The sequence below is a fragment of the Paenibacillus sp. MT124 genome (assembly GCF_058792755.1).
Genome location: NZ_CM179500.1, coordinates 100,353 through 119,604 on the forward strand (window position 1 = coordinate 100,353; position 19,252 = coordinate 119,604).

The window sequence follows — 19,252 nt, forward strand, 5'->3', positions numbered from 1 at the left end:
AAAGGGTACAAGCCGAGAGGTGAACTAAAAAAGTTGTCTATTAAAACGAAATTATCCATGATTATGTCGTGCTCGGTGCTTGTTATTTTGATTCTGAATATCGCGCTGAGTTATTATACTACCGAGGAAAATCTTAGGCAGGACAGTGAAACCAAGATGGTCCTAACGGCCAAACAGATTGCAATTTCTGTCGAACAGAATCAGAATAGTTTGGATTATGTAAAACGCCAGATTGGTAATAATCTATGGCTTGCTTCAGTCATGGCTGCAGAAGAACTCGACCCGGATATTAATAATATCACAAATGAAGAACTTGTACGTTTAAGCAAAAAAGTGGGGGTATCGCATATCTCTCTCATGGAACAAACCGAGGATGATATCGTTGTAACCCGCTCTTCCGATCCGCGCGAAGTTGGTTTATCCACAAAGAAAATGACCTATTGGTATCAAGCCTTTAAGCAATTGTTCGAAAAACATCAGGTTACCATCACTCAAGGGCAAAAATTGGATCACTTTTGGTCCGATGGTTTCGAGTACTCGACGTCCAGTCCATCGGACATTGATATCTGGGGTTATTATCATGATGGCAAGAGGAACTACATAATCAATCCCTTCTATAATAATGCTGAAGTTGATGACTATGTGAAGATCTCTGGTCCGGATGAGATATTGAACAAAATTCGTGAAGTGAATCCTTCCATCTTGGAGATCACGGGTATCAATCCATTGACTTTTGGCAGTCCCAATATGAGTGACGATGGAAGGGATAGCAACTACAGCAAGTTGAATAATAGACCGATTCGTTTTGGTACGTATCAGTATGGTACCGCAGATGAGGACCACCGGGCAGTCGTGAGGGCGATCCGAACCGGGCAAAATGTATCGTTTGTCAGTGAAACACATGAGCAGAAGGTGTTAAAAAGCTTCATTCCCATCTTCACGCCGAATGAAGCATCATATGTCATTAGTATTGTCATGGACTATAAACAAATATCCTCCATGGTATCGGAACAATTGGTCAGTCATGCTTCCATATCGCTGGTGCTGCTTGAAATTGTGATCTTTGGCAGCTATTTGTTAGCAGGATATATTACACGTCCTATTCAATCCATCCTGGGCAAAGTGAATGATGTAGCGGATGGACATTTCGACTTCCGTCTGAAAGTAAGAAGGAAGGACGAGCTGGGGCAGCTGGCCAATCGGATTAATGCCATGATTCGCAATCTGGGCCACTATACCAACCGGTTGAAACAGATGTATGAGGAGAACAGGGCAGTTAAGGAGCATCTGGAATCCATCATTAATCAAACCGCCGATGCCATTCATATTACCGATCTAGATGGTAAGGTCTTGCGTGTAAACCGGGCATTTGAACAACTATATGGCTGGCGAAGCCGAGAGGTCGAAAACCGCAGGCTGAAGATCATCCCGCCTGAAGCGGAAGAGGAAATGAAGCAGCAGCATGCCCAGCTCATAGAAGGACTATCCATTACCTCGAATGAAACTATATGGATGAAAAAAGATGGCACACGGGTTGAAGTTAGTGTCAGTACAGCGCCTGTGCGCGATGAATTAGGCGAAATTACCGCACTAATTAGTGTGTCGAGGGATATCACGAGCCGCAACCGGATGGAAGAGCTGCTCAGACGCTCAGAGAAGCTCACAACCGTAGGCCAACTGGCTGCAGGTGTTGCGCATGAAATCCGTAACCCGCTTACAACGCTGCGTGGTTTCCTGCAGCTGCAGCAGGAGACGAACAAACTGAATCATCGACATCTCGACTTGATGCTGTCGGAACTCGACCGCATTAATCTGATCGTAGGCGAATTCCTGATTTTGGCCAAACCACAGGCTGTTCACTTCCAGGAGCGGGATATCCGCTTTATTCTCGGCGATGTGATCTCGCTGCTGGATAGCCAGGCACATCTGCATGGGGTTGAATTTGTATTAAATGCATCATCGGATTCAGCTATGGTACACTGTGAAGAGAATCAGTTGAAGCAAGTGTTCATCAATCTGCTTAAGAATGGTATGGAAGCCATGCCGAACGGAGGCAGCATTCGGATTCGCCTTGACCATGATGAGGAATTAAACCGGGTGCGGATTGAAATTAAGGATGAGGGTATCGGAATTCCGGAAGAGATGATGCCGAAGCTTGGCGAGCCGTTCTTTACCAATAAGGAGTCTGGAACAGGACTTGGTTTAATGGTCAGTCAGCGCATCATTCAATCACATAAGGGCATGATGGATATTAAAAGCGTCATGAACAAGGGCACGACCGTTATCATTGATCTTCCTGCTACCAAACAGCTCCCGGAGAGCGTAGAAGAGGACGATCGGGCGGAAGATGCGTTTACAGACGAAGAGAACTAGATGAGGTGAGATTACCTTTTGCGTATTAATAAATTTATTAGTGAAACAGGCTATTGTTCCCGGCGTGAAGCGGACAAATTAGTGGAGAGCGGGAAAGTGACCATTAATGGCGTAACCGCCGAACTGGGAAGTCAGGCGGAAGAAGGCGACGACGTACGGATCAACGGTCAGCCTATCAAGGAAAAAAGAAAACATGTATATATTGCACTGAATAAACCGGTCGGTATTACGAGTACAACCGAGCAGCATATCAAGGGTAACATCGTTGACTTTGTTGGGCACAAGGAGCGCATTTTTCCAATTGGCCGATTGGATAAAGATTCCGAAGGGCTCATTCTGATGACCAATGATGGAGATATCGTCAACCGGATACTTAGAGCAGAGGGACGCCATGAGAAAGAGTACATCGTTACAGTTGACCGCCCTGTCACGCCAAGTTTTCTGAAGGGGATGAGCACGGGCGTCAAAATTCTCGGTGAAATGACGCTGCCTTGCACCGTCACTCGAATCTCTGAGCGAGTATTCCGAATTATACTGACCGAGGGGAAGAATCGGCAGATTCGCAGAATGTGCAGTGCCTTTGGTTACGAGGTGCGTAAATTGAAGCGTGTACGTATCATGAATATCCATCTGGGTGAACAGGCTACTGGGAAGTGGAGAGAGCTGACAGCTGCGGAGAAGTCGGAATTGGGCAGCCTGCTGAACTACTCTCTGGAATAAATCGTTTAATTCATGAAAGTTCTGCATATCTTTTCTGAAGAAAAGAAAGCAGAGCTTTTTTGATATCACGGTAATAAACATTTACACATCAAAAAGACGTTTTCCTCTACTGGAGAGAAAAACGTCCTTTTGAACTTGCATTCACTTCTAGTTTGCTGGATTAACTGCTTTCACAGTCGAATTGTTGCTTTGATACTTCCGGATAATAGAAACCTCTACACGGCGATTCTGAGCTCGTCCAACATTGGTCTGGTTACTGGCAACCGGGTGATACTCACCATACCCGCTAGGTGTGAACTTCGCAGGGTCCAGCGCGTCGTTCAATAAGAGGATTTTAAGGAAGTTCAGTGCGCGATCCGCACTTAGATCCCAGTTATCCTTATATTGGCTGTTCGAGATGGGAATATTATCAGTATGGCCAGATACAACCACTTCATATTGCGGAAACTCCTGAAGCATGTTGGATATGGCTTTTGCCAGGGATCGCGATTCAGGCTTCACATCTGCACGCCCGGAAGAGAACAGAGCGTTATCACTGATGGTGATCTTCAGTTCAGATTGATTCAGCTTGGTGTTGAGTTGGTCGGATAGCCCGTTTTTGCTAATGTATTGGTCCAGTTGTTTCTTGAGTTTTTCCAGATCTTCCTGCTCTTTTTGTGCCATCTGTGCATCTGTAATCTGAGCAGATTTGTTCTTGGTGATCTCTTCAGGCACCTGTTTGTTTTTGCCCAGGTCGGTTGTGGCTTCCGTAGGATTCATGGATGTATGATCCAATACACCTGCGCCGCCATTCAGTGCACTGCTCAGTGCCGAGGCCATCTGTTCGAACTTGGCTGCATCGAGAGAACTCATGGAGAACAACGTAATAAACAGGGCAAGCAACAGTGTCATCAAGTCAGAATACGGGAGCAACCAGCTCTCGTCTATATGTTCTTCGTGCGGCTCATGTTTTTTAGCCTTTTTCACCTGATGATCCCTCCTTCTCTTCCAGCTGTCTACGTTCGGAAGGTGTCAGGAATACAGATAATTTTTGGTTGATGGCAATGGTGGATACACCGGATTGAATGGATAACAATCCTTCAACCATCATCAGCTTGATCTCCATCTCTTTCTTGGACATCCGCTTCAACTTGTTGGACATCGGGTGCCACAACACGTAACCACTAAAAATACCAAGGAGTGTAGCGATGAACGCAGCCGCAATCGCGTGAGATAGCTTTTCCATATCACTAAGGTCGGCCAGGGCTGCAATCAGACCTACAACGGCCCCGAGAACCCCGAGGGTTGGAGCGTACATCCCCGCTTGTGCGAAGATCAATGCTCCTCCGCGGTGACGCTCTTCGGTGGCATGGATATCTTCCATCAAAACATCACTAACAAATTCCTGGTCATTGCCGTCAATAATCATGCGCATACCGCTGCGAAGGAATTGATCGTCAATCTCTTCGACTTTTGATTCCAGTGCCAGCAAACCTTCACGACGGGTAGTGGAAGCCCATTCCATAAATGTGCCGATCAGTGAAACACGGTCAATCAGTTGCTGCTTTTTAAAGAGTACCCCGAAAAGCTTGGGGATTTTTTTAACTTCAGACATTGGAAATGCCATGAAGATTGTTGCTGCTGTACCAACAAAGATAATAACGTAGGCTGCCGGGTTGTTAACCAGATTGATCAGGGGAGCACCCTTCAGGAACATCCCGAGAACAAGTGAAACCAGCCCTAAAACTAGTCCGATAATCGTTGAAATTTCCATCATACACCTCATCCATGAGATAAAATTGAATCCTTTCAAGCGGCTGTATTCGGGCTTCCGGGCGAATGTTTGGCCGCAATCCGTTTAACCTATGGCATTTTTTAGAAATGCTGTAACAGCTGAAACGGTCATGTATAGTATTTATCGACCAGAAGCCCTTTTTTTTTAAGGGTTATTTTCAGGTATAATAAGAACAAATCAGCTCTTTAGGGGCCAAACAGGAGTGAAAAAGCCAATGGGCGTAAAGCATGGACGGGATTATGAAGGAATATTGACAGATTTGACACAGGCGATCGGCCGCATTCCGGATCGTTATGTTTTTTTTGAAATGGATGCAGAGGATTGGTCCCGTTTGGGTGAAAACGAGCAGCTCGAAGTAGACGAAGCTCTGGCAGAGGATTTGTTCTATGCGCTGGGCACCGAGTCGGTGATTCCTGTAGGGAGTGGTGTGGTTATCCATGACAAGGAGCAGCATCGCATTCATATTTTGATTGGGGAAGAAGAATTGACATTTGTACCCCTAATCTAGGGCCGAATTTAAGGAGAATTCTAGTGTCGAAGCCGAGAGGGGAAACGCCTGGAAGCCTCACGGCTATTGGCTCTAACGCCATTTTACAGTATTGGATTTTGAGTTCTGTACGTGGTAAGATGAGAGTCATGAAACGGGCGAGCCGCAGAGCGGCTAACCTATGACGGTTGGGGTTACTGTGGTAGCACCAAGGTTTCGGATGGCATGAGGGAGAGGGTTAGAGACAACCTTTGTGCCGTCTTTATGGGGAGGAAGATAACGTATGGTTTTTACGCAAGAAGAAGTCGAAGCTCATCTGGGAAGGCTGGAAGGCTGGGAACTGGAAGAGGGACGGTGGATTGTCCGCAAGTTCGTATTTTCCAACTACATGAAAGGGATTGCATTCGTGGATGAGGTCGCCGCGATCTCGGAAGCATTTAATCATCACCCTTTTATTACGATTGATTATACAACGGTTACGCTGCGTCTCACGTCGTGGGATGAGGGTGGAATTACATCTGTAGATATTAAGGAAGCAGAGCAGTTTAACGAAACGTTTGAGAAAATGAGGACGACATAGCCGGGATTGGTTATCGTTGTGCTGCCAAGAAATGAGGAAGCATACATGTCAGACATGAATCAGAATAAGCCTCTGATCGCGGTTGTAGGCAGTCTCAATATGGACCTCGTGGTGAAGACCGATATTATCCCGGAAGAGGGAGAAACGGTAAGCGGTGAGGAGCTTCACTATCTGGCGGGCGGCAAGGGGGCTAACCAAGCCGTTGCTGCTGCACGTCTGGGTGGACAGACCACGATGATTGGAGCAGTGGGTTCAGACGGTTTTGGGGAGCGCTTGCTGCACAGTCTGACGGATAGTGGGGCAGATGCCTCGCAGGTTCGTGTATTGGAAGACACTGTAACAGGTACAGCATCCATCTGGCTCTCCAAGGGAGACAACCGGATTATCGTTATTCCTGGAGCGAATGGACAAGTTGTGCCGGAGATGCTGGAAGAGGCGGACACGGTAAAAAGCCTGACTGCAGCCGCAGCGGTGCTGCTGCAGCTGGAGATCCCGCTGCCAGCGGTTACCCGCGCCGCCGAACTGGCGGCAGAAGGCAGCGCACTGGTGGTGCTCAACCCGGCCCCAGCGGTGCCGGGTCTGCCCCAGGAGCTCCTGCGGTGCGTCGACGTGGTCACGCCGAACCGCAGCGAGCTTGCCGTGCTTACCGGCCGGGATGATCTCCGGCCGGAAGACGTGGATGCGGCGGTCGCAGAGCTCGCCGCATCGCTCGGGGCCGCTGTCGTCACGACGCTCGGCCCCGAGGGGGCTGTGTACGCGGCAGCGCCAGGCGGCCGCGTACAGGCAGGGCGTGCCGGCGCTTGCCGTGCGCCGGGCTACGCCGTAAGCGCCGTCGATACGACCGGCGCTGGCGATTGTTTCAACGGCGCGCTGGCGGTAGCCCTCGCGCGCGGGGAAACACTGGACGCGGCAGTAGGCTATGCCATGGGAGCGGCCGCGTTATCCGTAACGAAGCTCGGCGCCCAGTCGGGGATGCCGTATGCACGTGAAGTGGAAGCCTTTTTGGCAGAACACGCAGCCAGAGGCTGAACGATATGACGAAGAGGCCCGTACCATTCCCGAGAGGGAAGGCAGGGGCCTCTTTGCTGTATATCATGAACCTTATTTCTTCTCGGCCAGCCACATCGCGATATTGGCAATTTCCTCGTCCTTCAGCTTGTCTTTGAAGGAAGGCATGCCGCCTTTACCTTTGATAATGGTAGAGTAGATCTTCTCCACATCATCCTTGCTGCCAATGTTTGCGAGAGCAGGTCCTACGCCACCTTGAAGCTGATCTCCGTGACACGTTATACAATTGGCTTTGACCAGTGCTTCAGCCTGTCCGGCATCCATTGCCACTTCCGGCATGGTTGGTTTCGCTTCTTCAGCCACTTCCTCTTTCCCTGGAAGCGTAAACATTAATACAATAGCCAATGCGCATGCTGCAAAAAATACCCCGCTCATGATCCATTTGTGCATCCGTTATGTCCCCTCCAGAATGAAAGATCATCTAAACTGAAACTGTCCATATCATTATAACGGAACCTGTTAAGACATCATAGCATTTTGTGGTAATTTTTTGAACTAATCACATAAACGGGCATGAATTTCTTTTGGTTATGCGGTTTAACGGTTAACGAGGTCCTTCATAGACCATGCAATAAAAAGGCTTCAAACCGCTTGGTGTCTGTCGTTCATACGTATCCTTGGTGACAAATCCGGCCTTGAGATAAACCCGGATAGCTCGCGTATTCCAGGTGAGTACTTCGAGATCAATCTCATGACTAGGGTTCCGCCGAATGGCTTCCTTCACGATCGCAGAGACGAAGGCAGTACCGCGACCTTGTCCACACTGTTCGGGGTGCATACCAAGCCCAATCCGCGTCACGCCTTCAAGAGGAAAGAATTGAACGAATCCGCAAAGTTGGTCCTGCTCTCCGAGTACAACTGCATATTGCTCTTTTCGAAGCTGCTCATCGCCGAATTCAACCTCCAGCGCCTTCATCTGTTCCCAGGGCAGCCAGGTATAGATGTTATAGGGTGGTTCATATGTCCAGCTGCAGATCAATGCTGCATGTTCTTCCTGCATCGGCACAACGTGAAACGTTACAGAAGCTTCATCCACACCACTGCACGCTCCTTTCATTGTGAACAAGCTACTTTTAGTCATACGCTAATCGTTTATAACATATGTCATTTCATATTTAATCCTGATTTCACTCTACAAAAGAGGAGGGCATTTGGCAAGGTTTTGCTCCCTTGAAAAAAAGTGAAACAAAAGTTCCTGGAATTTCGTTTATATTATAGCAGGATGGGTAAAAACATCATAAGGGCACGGACGAACAAGCACAAAAAAACCGCCGGATACATTCCTGCGGAGAATTTACCGGGCGGTTGATTTATGCTTCGTTACAGTATGATGTTGCTCAGCTTGTCCCTAGTCGAGGGCCAGTGATTCATATGCGTCCGTGCTCATAATCCGTTTAGCGCCAACATAGCGGTTGGCCCAGTAGTTCTCACTCAAAGAACTAATGGTAACTCCTTTGGAAGACGAGGAGTGTGCAAACTTTCCTTCTCCCACGAAAATCCCTACGTGTGAAACCCCTTTACCCGTTGTATTGAAGAAAACCAGATCGCCTGGTCTCATTTCCATGCGGGATACCGAGTCACCCATGTCGAATTGGGAACTGGATTGACGAGCCAAATCGATGCCCAGCTTTTCGAATACATACCGTGTGAATCCAGAGCAGTCAAAGCCGTTAAGCGTTGTTCCACCACTTTTGTATGTAGTTCCCATTGCTGAATCAATTACTTTATCCATTTTTGAATCTGCGAATGCGCTGCCTGCTCCAAGTGATAGTGCAAATGTTAAGCTAAGGACAGCTGCTGTTAATTTCTTTTTGAACAAGAGATATACCCCTTCCAACGCCTGCGAGGTTAGCTTAAGGATTCGGTTGAAGGTCCCCTATGATCCCTCTGTAGCAAGATCAATTCACCCATAACTGGTTCCCCCGCTTCCCAGGTGCCAGGAATTTGGCTATGCTAGTTGTGCACCTGCGAAATCAAGAAATGACGATTTAATTTTAAGTAGTTACAATTCATAAGGTAAAGATTACAAAGTTGTTACTAAAAACTCACTGCGATTATTGTAACAGAGGAGTAAGCCTTTGGCAACGTTTAACAAGAAAATTAGCAAAAAAAACCTCGACCTTTGACGGGGAAAGGTCGGGGTTTGCGTTTGTGAAGCGTTAACATTGACATAAGTTTACATGAAGATGGTAACAATTTTCGTGCGGTTCATTACACTTTTTAACCTTTGGAGGACTTGGACTGCCACAGACGGAAATGAGCGCATATCTTCCATATATCCAACAAACATCTGGCGAGCGGATAGGTTTGTTGCAGGATCAGACCCATGAGACCTGTCAGGAACCACGAAGCAGATGTGAAGGCACCGAAGATGAGCAGATGAATTCCTCCCAGAACCACTGCAATACCAATGAGAGAAATGATATGACGCAAGGCGAGCAATAGACCGATAAATGTACCTTTTACCCCGCCCTGATCCTCGGGAGCTGTAGCGCCAAACTGCATATATAACAAAGCATGATGTATGATCCATCCATATACAATCCATCCGGCTACATATGGAATGCCTGGCAGCAGCAGCTGCAGCGAGTGGAATCCATCCAGAAAGATACTATACAGCTTGGGGATCAACCAGTACGCAGGCAGCAGCAATAATAGCGTTTTAATGAAATGAAGCAGCATCATCGGTTTCCACACTGCCTTGATCCCACGTACAAAAGGAATACGTTCTTCTGTATGATTGAAGTGTTGTAATGAATAGAGTAGCCCTGCCTGGATGAGAGGGGTAATCAGCATGCGGAGCAGGAGCATGGCCCCAAGTATCCATAAATAGCGATGCACCTCGGGATGGGTAGACAGACTGAGCTGGCTTTCCATTTTAAATAAAATGGTACTCAGCTCCCCGGCGTCAGGGTCCGGATAGCGCAGCAGCAAGGGAATGACTGCCGATTGTACCATTTTATAGATGAAGTAACCCCACACCAGCTGATAGAGAAACAAAAGTGCCACAATGAACATATGCTGACGGACGAGAAACCAGCCCTCACGTATTTTTGCTTTCACTGTCTCCACCTCACCATGACAGACCTCCGAATATAGCTTCAATAAGCTTGGTTACACTCATGCTCCAGCGGAACTTGGATGGTTCATCCAGATCGGCTTTCAAAAAGTTATTCATATGACGGTTCTCCAGCACAACGGTATATAACGGATCGGTCATGGCCCAAGATACAGGCGAGCTGTACGTTAACTTGTACGTAATTCGACCGTTACTACCATCCCATTCCTTGGCGACGATGTGTCCATCTTCAAAAACGATGCGAACGGGTACCTTCTCGTAGTCGCTGCCTTTCTTTACTAATGTTACCGATGATTCATACAACGTTTGACCGTCTTTCTCAACAGGCTTGACCTGGATATTCTCCACGGCGAAGTCGGCCATTCCGTCTTCATATACGTATTGATTAAAATAATCAGACCAGGACTTACGGGTCACTTGCTCCACGACCTTTTGGAAATCGGCCGAAGTGGGATGTTTGAATCGATATTTTTTGACATAAGTTGAAAGAATGCGTTCCATCGTTTTAGCGCCTACTTGTTGTTCGATGCCCAGCAGCACAAGCTTGCCCCTTGTGTAAACATTGGCTGCGTAATGATTCTGCGAATCAAACTTCCAGGACTCCTGAGTGAGTGAGGCAGGCGAAGTAATTAAGCCGGATTGAACGGGAAGATTCGGAATAAGTCCGTATTCCTGCTCCATCAGTTTGTCTTCTGCGTAAGAGGTGAACCCTTCATCCAGCCAGGCTTCTTCAAATTCATTGCTGGCAACCATACCATAGAAGTACTGATGGCCAATCTCGTGTACAACCGTGCGTTCCAGATCGTAGCCTGGTGTAGTGTCGTCCGCGCCGAAGGCTGTAACTAAGGTAGGATACTCCATGCCGCCTGCTCCATTGCCTGTTTTTGGTGGGACAACGATAGAGAGCGTGGAATACGGATACGGACCAAACCACTTGCTGTAATTCGAAAGAGCTGCTTTGGCCGCATAGAAGTAACGTTCCTTCAGATCCTGGTGGGCAGGGTCCAGATAGAGCTTGATTCGTACACCTGGCACGTTGGGAGTGGAGAAGGGTTCTTCTGCATAAACAAAGTCAGGTGAGGCTGCCCAGGCGAAGTCATGTACATCGTCAGCATAGAATTGATAGATCTTCTCGCCATTTTTAATTACAGCCTGCTTTGTTGGAAACCCGGTCGCGGCAACCTTGTATGTTTCAGGTACCCGAATACGCACACTATAGATGCCAAAATCCGCATAAAACTCGGAATTGCCGTGGTACTGATGCAGATTCCATCCCTCTGCCGTACGTCCTCGCGTGCCTGCAGGCTCGTATACACTGATTTTGGGGAACCATTGGCCCGCCATAACGAAGTTTTCAGCAGTTCCCATACGGGCAAAGATTTTGGGCAGCTTGACCTCAAACCGGGTGTGCAGTGTAATGGTTTCTCCGCCCTTGACCGGCTTGGGTAATCTCACTTTTATGAGCGTTTTGTCTTTCATGTTTCCGTCATCCGGCTGTACATACTGCATCCGGTGCAGGAGGGAAAGCCCGTCCTCTGTTTTCATCTCCGTAATATTCATGGAGCCGTAACCGTCCGTTGGCATCACATCACCGCGAAGCTTTCCGCCGGATTCCTTCATAAATGTGGTGTCAGTAGAAGAGAATGCATTGGGGTATAGGTGGAAATAAATTTCGCTGACTGTTTTTTTACCCGGATGAGTCCAGGTCAGCGTCTGCGTTCCCTCCAAAACATTGCCGTCTACCAGCTTCACATCCATGTGATATTCCACCACGCGGTTGCTGAACACCTCAGCAGTAGGTGTCTGTACACTTTCTGGAGGTGCCGGAGTTTGGACCTTTGCCGGAGGCTTGCCCAATTCCGGGGCGAGCGTTGGCAAGTCGGATGTCGTAGAACGAGTGTGATCCAGAGTGATCCATATGGCTCCGGTAAACACACACAGGGCCAGAATTGCAGTAAGCCAGCTCTTGGCGCGTAGTGGAATCATCGTTAAATACCTCCCGTTGACAAGCATCTACAGCATGTATATGTTTGCAATGGGGCGATTATTAGTTAAAATATTTGTATCAACCCTTGGAGGCTATAACTATGGATCAAAACGAGCAAAACGGCAAAAAACAGATTGCCTTGAATATCGTAAGTGCCAAGAGCAAACATAAAGGTTTCGGTGCAGGCTCCATTGATCTGAACAACCTGTCGCCGGTTATTATTGATAATGGCGAGGCAAAGATTGATATTGGTGCCATGCATGCAAAGAGCAAGGTAGAACGTGGAATTAAGTTTTCGACGAATCGGGAAGATGTACCTAACGGTCGCCAGGTATGGCTGGTTTGGGTAGCTGTGGACCGCACGGAACAGGGACAGTTGTACGGCGGAGCAACAGCGTGCGAGATGTGGATTGATACCGAGGCGAAACGAGGATGGAAGCTGCTGGCTGACCATGTAAACCGGATGGATTATGCAATGAAGCGCCGCTTCATGCTGGATGAGCTCGGACCAGAGGATCGTGCAGCTCTCAAGAAGCTGTTGATTACACACAATGAAGAGTGGTGGAACGCTTCTCCGGATGAACTAAAAGAAGCACTTTCCTGATAAAAGCCTTGTATGCTGTATCCTTTAAAAGGAGCATGAAAAGCCCCGCAACCGAAATGATCGGTTCGGGGCTTTTGCTTTACAAGTGGGAAGAGGATTAGAAATAGTGAACAAGACTGACCTGCAGAAAGAACCTGAAGCCGGTCAATCACAGTGACGCAATTAAGTCATTACGTAGTTGCGTCATTCTACCCACCAACGTTTAAAGTCTCTCCACCACGAATGCTTTTCTTCCTGGATTCCTTCTTGATTCTGTACCTCACGACTTCCTTCATTCTTTTTGGGATCCGTATTCTCCGTTGCCCCGCTGCAGGTTTCTGTCGGTTCAGTACCGTCAATGAAAACCTCAAGCCGTTTCTCTTCACAGCCATTACCCGCCAGTTTTCCGGACTCGGGATCAATATATACACTGACCACATGATCGGGAACAGGGAAGATCTTAGGCGGCACACTTGCAAGTGCCTGTTCTGTAAATTGGGCAAACATCGGTGCTGCGCGGCGTCCATCCGACGTGGAGATGGCTTTGCCCTGATCATAACCGACCCATACTGCGGTAGAGAGTTCGGGGGTGAAGCCAACCATCCAGGCATCCGTATTGGTCGTACCGGTTTTGCCTGCTACGGGGCGCTTAATCGTTGTAGCTACCCGATTCCCTGTACCACCATTTTCGAACACACTTTCCATTAAACGTGTCAGTACATATGCGGCGGCAGGTTCTACCACATTTTCGGCCTTGGTTTGTGGTGCTTCATAGATTACACGTCCTGCTGCATCCGTCACCTGCAGAATGGCGACAGGAGGGATCCGTTGTCCGCCTGCAGCGATGACGGAGAAGGCCGAAGCCATTTCCAGTGGGCTCACGGGCGAAGTGCCCAAGGCGAGAGAAGGGACAGCACTAAGATTGCTTGTAATCCCCAGACTTTTGGCCATATCCACGACCTGCTCAGGCCCGATCTGCATAATTGTATTGACCGCATAGATATTGTCTGAAGCGGCAATTGCCTGCCTTAGATCAATTTCCCCCAGATACTTGTCGCCGAAATTGCCCGGTTTATAGGTCTTGCGATCATTGTCATAGTGAAACAGGGTTGGTTCGCTATTAAAGATAGAGGCGCTTGTCAGCTCTTTGGATTCCAGTGCAGCCAGATACATAATAGGCTTAAATGCAGATCCTGGCTGGCGTGTCGTCGCCAGAACATGGTTGATCTGATTGTTCCGGTAGTTTTTGCCGCCTACCATAGCCTTGATATAGCCTGTACGAGGGTCTATGGACACGAGAGCTGTCTCCAGTTCACTGCTCGGATCCATGCCTTTGGCTACAGCGTCTTCAGCAGCTTTTTGCACACGCAGATCCAGAGTGGTGTATATATTTAGTCCTCCATGGTCCAGCATTGCTTCACTAATGCCCAGCTCCTTGACCGCAAGACTGCGAATGTAATCCCGGAAATAAGGCGCGCTTTCTACTGTTTTCCGTTCACTTTCCGGTTTAAAAGACAGCATTTCCTCATAAGCCTTGTCCGCTTCGGCTTTTGTTATCTTGCCGATATCAACCATGGCGGCCAGTACGATTTTCTGCCGATCCTTCGCGTTCTTCATATGGTTATATGGAGAATAGTAGGTGGGGCCTTTTGGAATGCCTGCGAGCATGGCGCTTTCCGCCAAATCGAGCTGTTTGGCTGATTTGCCGAAATACATGCGCGAAGCTGCCTCAATTCCGTAGGCACCATGACCATAATAGATTTCATTGAGATACATTTGCAGAATTTCATCCTTGCTGTACTTCATTTCAAGCTGTGCCGTGTACATGGCCTCTTTGGCCTTGCGAGTCCAGGTCTTCTCATGGGAAAGATATAGATTTCGCGCAAGCTGTTGTGTGAGGGTGCTGGCACCTTGGGACATTTCCATATGCTGCAGGTTAACGAGCACGGCCCGTCCCACCCCTTGAATGTCAAAACCATAATGGTCATAGAATTTTCGATCCTCGACAGCCAGAGTGGCAGTGACCAGGTCTTTTGAGATGTCCTGAAGCTGCACAGGCACGGAATCCTTGCCGCCTGCAGAGAAGGTGGCAATGACTTCGCCTTGGCTATCCAGCAGCCTTGAGTTGCGATCCGAATCAGCTAGGGGTAGGCTGGTCGCATATAGATAGACCAATCCTGCAGTCGTTGCAATAACGCCGAGAACAGCGAGCAGAGAGAGGCTTTTGATCCATTTTAATAAACGGAACCCGCGTTTGCGGGTTTTCTGGCGATGTTGAGTCATGGAACGGGCTCCTTTCTTCTTTTCTTCCCAGTATGGGATTTCATGGACAGGGATATTCAGTCTGCCGCGGAACAGTTTAAAATGTAGCATTTCTGCAGAAAAAACCGTTTTGCAGGATAAACATCTATCGCGTATAATGCAAAAGGGTAATGAAAAGTAGCAGTTCGGCACAACATACAAAAAGGCACAGAAAGACGAACAGCACCAATTGTCATTGATTCGTTGATCGGTCAGACGCTTAGCACGCTGTGGTCAATTTAATCTATATAATGAAGTGAACGCGGACCTTTCCCGCAGCCAGCAACCCTAATGCTTTGGCGCCGAACGCTGGGCATGCTTGTGCGAACCGGGCGGCGTGCAGCGCCATGCTTGATATGGCTGATCAATAACTTTACGGAAAGAAGGTAGAGATCATGGAATTGTGGTTCACGGAGAAACAAACCCCGGCATTCGGGATTACCGCGAAGATTAAGCAGACATATGTAAGCGAGAAGACGGACTTTCAGGACTTGGCCATGGTAGAAACCGAGGAATTCGGTAACATGCTGCTGCTTGACGGTATGGTGATGACCACTGTGAAAGACGAGTTCGTATATCACGAGATGGCGGCTCACCCTGCCCTGAATACTCACCCGAATCCGAAAAAAGTTTTGGTTGTTGGTGGTGGTGACGGCGGCGTTATCCGTGAAGTCATCAAACACGCTGCAGTAGAAAAAGCAATTCTCGTCGAAATCGACGGTAAAGTTATTGAGTATTCCAAAAAATATTTGCCTGAAATTGCCGGTAAACTGGACGAGCCTAATGTTGAAGTGCTCGTGAATGACGGCTATATGCATATTATTGAACATAAAAATGAGTACGATGTAATCATCGTGGATTCCACGGAGCCTGTAGGTCCTGCTGCACCACTGTTTGAGCGTGGTTTTTATCAAGGGATCCATGAAGCACTGAAAGAGGATGGCATCTTTGTTGCACAAACCGACAACCCTTGGTTCAAAGCAGACCTGATTCAAAAGGTGAACAAGGATGTGAAAGAAATCTTCCCCATTGTACATGTATACGGCTGTAACATTCCAACGTACCCAAGCGGTCTGTGGACATTCACAATGGGCAGCAAGAAACATGATCCACTTCAAGTGGATGAGACTCAAATTCCAGAGATGGACACCAAATATTACTCACCACGTTTGCATAAGGCAGCCTTTGTACTTCCTAAATTCGTGGAAGACTTAACGAAATAAAGGGGAAATCATTAATGAAATTGGATCAAGCTTATTCTGGTAACGTATTTATTTGCAGTTCCGAGGATTATGAGAATTCCAAAGCGGTCATCTACGGAATGCCAATGGACTATACTGTCAGCTTCCGTCCGGGTTCCCGGTTCGGTCCTTCTCATATCCGCCAAGCCTCGGTTGGACTTGAAGAATACAGCCCGTATCTCGACAAGAGTATTGTCGATATGACCTACTTTGACGCTGGAGATCTGCTCTTGCCTTTCGGTAACGCAGGACGCAGCCTTGAAGTGATCAACGAGTATATCGGCAGCCTGCTGGCTGATGACAAATTTCCGATCGGTCTTGGCGGGGAGCATCTGGTCACTTGGCCAGTGATCCAACAAATGTACAAGAAATATCCGGACCTCATCCTGATTCATATTGATGCACATGCAGACCTTCGTGAAAGCTATGAAGGTGAGCCGTTGTCCCACTCGACGCCAGTACGCAAAGCAGCTGAGCTGATGGGCGGCAAAAATATTTATCAATTCGGAATCCGTTCCGGCTCCCGTGAAGAGTTCCAGTATGGCCGGGAGAACATTAACTTCTACCCGTTTGAAGTCGCAGCTCCAATGAAGGAAGCTCTTCCCAAAATGGGCAATCGTCCAGTGTATGTGACCATTGATATCGATGTGCTTGATCCATCGGCTGCTCCAGGAACAGGTACAGCGGAAGCGGGCGGCATCACGTCCAAAGAACTGCTTGAAGCCGTCCACATGATAGCCGGATCGGATGTAAATGTAGTTGGCTGTGACCTGGTTGAGGTAGCGCCAATCTATGATCCAACACAACAGACACAGATTGTAGCTGCTAAGCTGATCCGTGAGATGCTGCTTGGCTTCGTGAAGTAATAACCTGAATAATGGTGAGAACATAACACTCTCTTTCTGCGCGGATCCAATTTTGCGTAGGGGAGGGTGTTTTCGTTATCAGGACACTTGTAAAGGATGCTCCACCATCCTGTTTTAGCGAGTCGAATATTTGATTGGGTGGTGTTCACTTCATTGAACCTCGGCCCACGACTATGTTATACTGTCTACAACGTAATAGGTAATATATCAAATTATTGATGTATTACATCAGGGAAGTATATGGTGGTCTGGTTCGGCCATACACTATAAAAAGAGTCCTTGTCGTTGGTAGCGACAAAGACTCTGAGGACCAGAAGGGCTGTGGACTGCCACGGCGTGCATTAAACTTCATAGCTTAGTTCAAGCGAAACCCACCGTCAGGCTCCAACCTATGAGGTGGGTTTTCGCTTGTTACGAAACTTTTTACGCAACCACCGGTATAGCCTTCGTACACTCAGTACCAGACTGAGAATCGCAGCAATCCACCGGATCACATCAAGCAACGCCACAAGCTTGACCATCGACGTCACCCCCTCTCGGGAAGCTGCGCCGTGGTCATGAAAACATCCACCGTAATTCAGAGTCCTTAACATCAATTATAGCACGTATGTTCGCATGACTCTACCATTTATTGCATACCATGAATGCCTCGCTCCATACGTTTACGAACGACCACCCTTATCTACAAGATCCCAATCGTAGGTGAAGGTGGCTTTTTTATTGCAGTAATGTCATTGGTGATAGACCAATTGTTACCTTAGAACGTGAAAATTCGGGTAAAACATAGAAGGAGGTGTCGCGATGACAATAAAGAGTGCGATCACATGGAAACGGATTGGGACATTGGCATTATCCTTAACGCTGGCATGGGGATTGGGGCCAGTATATGCACAGTTCGGTGTAAGTGCTGCTGCAGCCTCATCCACTTGTGGAAGTGGAGATCATGGATTGTCTGCTACATTGAAGAAAGGCAGCGGTGTAGAAGACCAGCATCTGCAGTTTACAGACATTGATTTCCTGAACAACACAACGGGTCGTGCTGCTGGGGAGGGGTTCCTGATTGGCACCTCGAATGCGGGTTGTACGTGGCAATCCATCTATACTGGACAATGGCAGTTCATGCAGATTGATTTTCCGAATAACGTAAATGGATTTGCCTTAGCGCATATGATGAATTCTGCCAAGACGTATCTTATTCGTACGACAGATGGGGGATCACACTGGAACCGACTTGATACCCCTGGCATGCAGTTCAAGCGAATTGATTTTAAAAATAAAAACGAAGGTTACGGCTACACCTATAATGGCGCGTATCGGACACAGGACGGCGGATTAAGCTGGATTAAAATCCATACCCCCGCAAATACGAGATCGGTGGCTTTCGCTACAAATAAACAAGGCTATGCTGTACAAGTTGTACCGGGCTCAGGATATCAGCTGCTCCGAACAAAAGATGGGGGGAAGAACTGGACAACCTCTCTCAAAGTCGCTTCGGCTACATGGAATGGGGCAGATCTATATGCAAACGGGAAGCAGGTATGGGCTGTCCTGTATGGTGATGCAGGCATGTCTCAACAATCATATTCCCTATATGCAAGCGGGAATGAAGGCAGAAGCTGGAGGCAGGTTTTTGCTCAGTCGACAGCAGGCGGAGGCCCTGCACCGGGTGGCAGCAATATCGGTAAAGGAAAGGGCCCGGCAGACCCAGGGGGCCATCCTGGAAACATGTCGCTAACCGGTGATCAGGCTGCTTATCTCTCAGGCGGATCTCCTGCTGCTGGTAAAGTGGGTATTGGGCGTTCGTATGATGCAGGTTCCGCGTGGGAAAATATCGATCTGAAGGATCCGGGTTATAGCTCGCGGATCTCATTCCCATCAGCCCAAACAGGCTGGCTCGTTGTAACAAGTGACATCTCACCTGCCGTCTATCAAACGACAGATGGGGGAACTTCTTGGGTACAAAAAATGTTGTTACCTTCAGAGCGGGATTAAATGGCGCTTTAATTTGAAGTAACAATCAACCAAATTCATTAATGGAAACGAAAAAAAACCATTTCGTAGCTCTATGTTCATTCTGCCCAAAAAACAAGCCCTTTCCAGAGGAATTATGCTGGTAAAGGGCTTTTTTTTGTAAAAATAAAAACGGTTGAAACCTGTTTGAAAACAAGTTATTGTAAGCGATAACAACACATT

19 protein-coding genes and 1 riboswitch are annotated in these 19,252 nt (G+C 47.8%); of the genes, 10 read left to right on the forward strand and 9 right to left on the reverse strand.

The window, feature by feature from the left end; genetic code table 11:
- Positions 1-33 precede the first annotated feature (33 nt).
- Positions 34-2,373: an ATP-binding protein gene (locus AC3RCI_RS00475; RefSeq protein ID WP_336784394.1), complete on the forward strand. Its 2,340-nt coding sequence runs from the start codon at positions 34-36 to the stop codon at positions 2,371-2,373.
- A gap of 18 nt (positions 2,374-2,391) precedes the next feature.
- Positions 2,392-3,093: a 23S rRNA pseudouridine(2604) synthase RluF gene (rluF, locus tag AC3RCI_RS00480; protein ID WP_095293456.1), complete on the forward strand. Its 702-nt coding sequence runs from the start codon at positions 2,392-2,394 to the stop codon at positions 3,091-3,093.
- A 147-nt stretch (positions 3,094-3,240) separates the two neighbouring features.
- Here rluF and motB read toward each other — a convergent pair whose 3' ends face one another.
- Complete coding sequence (gene motB / locus AC3RCI_RS00485; protein ID WP_110757113.1) at positions 3,241-4,059, reverse strand: flagellar motor protein MotB; 819 nt, start codon at positions 4,057-4,059, stop codon at positions 3,241-3,243.
- Positions 4,046-4,846: a flagellar motor stator protein MotA gene (motA, locus tag AC3RCI_RS00490; protein ID WP_095293458.1), complete on the reverse strand. Its 801-nt coding sequence runs from the start codon at positions 4,844-4,846 to the stop codon at positions 4,046-4,048. The genes motB and motA overlap by 14 nt, the downstream gene beginning before the upstream one ends.
- Before the next feature lie 235 nt (positions 4,847-5,081).
- Between motA and AC3RCI_RS00495 the strand changes: the two genes are divergently transcribed.
- The 4 genes from AC3RCI_RS00495 (at position 5,082) to rbsK (ending at position 6,963) form a co-directional block, all read left to right on the forward strand.
- Positions 5,082-5,375 carry a hypothetical protein gene (locus AC3RCI_RS00495; RefSeq protein WP_095293459.1) on the forward strand — a complete coding sequence of 98 codons (294 nt, stop codon included), beginning with the start codon at positions 5,082-5,084 and terminating at the stop codon, positions 5,373-5,375.
- Positions 5,376-5,398: 23 nt separating this feature from the next.
- Positions 5,399-5,539: a hypothetical protein gene (locus AC3RCI_RS00500; protein ID WP_336784393.1), complete on the forward strand. Its 141-nt coding sequence runs from the start codon at positions 5,399-5,401 to the stop codon at positions 5,537-5,539.
- Positions 5,540-5,637: 98 nt separating this feature from the next.
- Entirely contained in the window at positions 5,638-5,934 is a 297-nt protein-coding gene (locus AC3RCI_RS00505; RefSeq protein WP_095293460.1) for a 4a-hydroxytetrahydrobiopterin dehydratase, read from the forward strand.
- A 45-nt stretch (positions 5,935-5,979) separates the two neighbouring features.
- Positions 5,980-6,963, forward strand: coding sequence for a ribokinase (rbsK, locus tag AC3RCI_RS00510; RefSeq protein ID WP_336784392.1), 984 nt, complete (start codon positions 5,980-5,982; stop codon positions 6,961-6,963).
- Positions 6,964-7,035: 72 nt separating this feature from the next.
- Here rbsK and AC3RCI_RS00515 read toward each other — a convergent pair whose 3' ends face one another.
- The 5 genes from AC3RCI_RS00515 to AC3RCI_RS00535 form a co-directional block, all read right to left on the reverse strand.
- Positions 7,036-7,392, reverse strand: coding sequence for a c-type cytochrome (locus AC3RCI_RS00515; protein ID WP_095293462.1), 357 nt, complete (start codon positions 7,390-7,392; stop codon positions 7,036-7,038).
- A 154-nt stretch (positions 7,393-7,546) separates the two neighbouring features.
- Complete coding sequence (locus AC3RCI_RS00520) at positions 7,547-8,059, reverse strand: GNAT family N-acetyltransferase (RefSeq protein ID WP_492529763.1); 513 nt, start codon at positions 8,057-8,059, stop codon at positions 7,547-7,549.
- Positions 8,060-8,350: 291 nt separating this feature from the next.
- Positions 8,351-8,821, reverse strand: a complete 471-nt coding sequence (locus tag AC3RCI_RS00525) for a C40 family peptidase (RefSeq protein ID WP_095293464.1) — start codon at positions 8,819-8,821, stop codon at positions 8,351-8,353.
- 3 nt (positions 8,822-8,824) lie between these two features.
- Positions 8,825-8,962: riboswitch (cyclic di-AMP (ydaO/yuaA leader) on the reverse strand.
- Between the two features lie 260 nt (positions 8,963-9,222).
- Entirely contained in the window at positions 9,223-10,065 is an 843-nt protein-coding gene (locus AC3RCI_RS00530) for a hypothetical protein (RefSeq protein ID WP_492527278.1), read from the reverse strand.
- A 10-nt stretch (positions 10,066-10,075) separates the two neighbouring features.
- On the reverse strand, positions 10,076-12,067 hold the full coding sequence (locus AC3RCI_RS00535) for a M1 family metallopeptidase (protein ID WP_336784390.1): 1,992 nt from the start codon (positions 12,065-12,067) through the stop codon (positions 10,076-10,078).
- Between the two features lie 101 nt (positions 12,068-12,168).
- Here AC3RCI_RS00535 and AC3RCI_RS00540 point away from each other — a divergent pair, with 101 nt between their 5' ends.
- Entirely contained in the window at positions 12,169-12,672 is a 504-nt protein-coding gene (locus AC3RCI_RS00540) for a YwhD family protein (RefSeq protein WP_095293467.1), read from the forward strand.
- Between the two features lie 183 nt (positions 12,673-12,855).
- Here AC3RCI_RS00540 and AC3RCI_RS00545 read toward each other — a convergent pair whose 3' ends face one another.
- Entirely contained in the window at positions 12,856-14,934 is a 2,079-nt protein-coding gene (locus tag AC3RCI_RS00545; RefSeq protein ID WP_492527279.1) for a transglycosylase domain-containing protein, read from the reverse strand.
- A gap of 413 nt (positions 14,935-15,347) precedes the next feature.
- Here AC3RCI_RS00545 and speE point away from each other — a divergent pair, with 413 nt between their 5' ends.
- Entirely contained in the window at positions 15,348-16,175 is an 828-nt protein-coding gene (speE, locus tag AC3RCI_RS00550; RefSeq protein WP_336784388.1) for a polyamine aminopropyltransferase, read from the forward strand.
- 14 nt (positions 16,176-16,189) lie between these two features.
- A complete protein-coding gene (gene speB / locus AC3RCI_RS00555; protein ID WP_095293470.1) occupies positions 16,190-17,059 on the forward strand; it encodes an agmatinase in 870 nt (289 codons plus the stop codon).
- Between the two features lie 389 nt (positions 17,060-17,448).
- On the opposite strand, the gene AC3RCI_RS00560 is transcribed toward speB, so the two are convergent.
- Positions 17,449-17,580, reverse strand: coding sequence for a hypothetical protein (locus AC3RCI_RS00560; protein ID WP_260504323.1), 132 nt, complete (start codon positions 17,578-17,580; stop codon positions 17,449-17,451).
- Between the two features lie 280 nt (positions 17,581-17,860).
- Between AC3RCI_RS00560 and AC3RCI_RS00565 the strand changes: the two genes are divergently transcribed.
- Positions 17,861-19,051, forward strand: a complete 1,191-nt coding sequence (locus tag AC3RCI_RS00565) for a WD40/YVTN/BNR-like repeat-containing protein (protein WP_492527280.1) — start codon at positions 17,861-17,863, stop codon at positions 19,049-19,051.
- Positions 19,052-19,252: the final 201 nt, after the last annotated feature.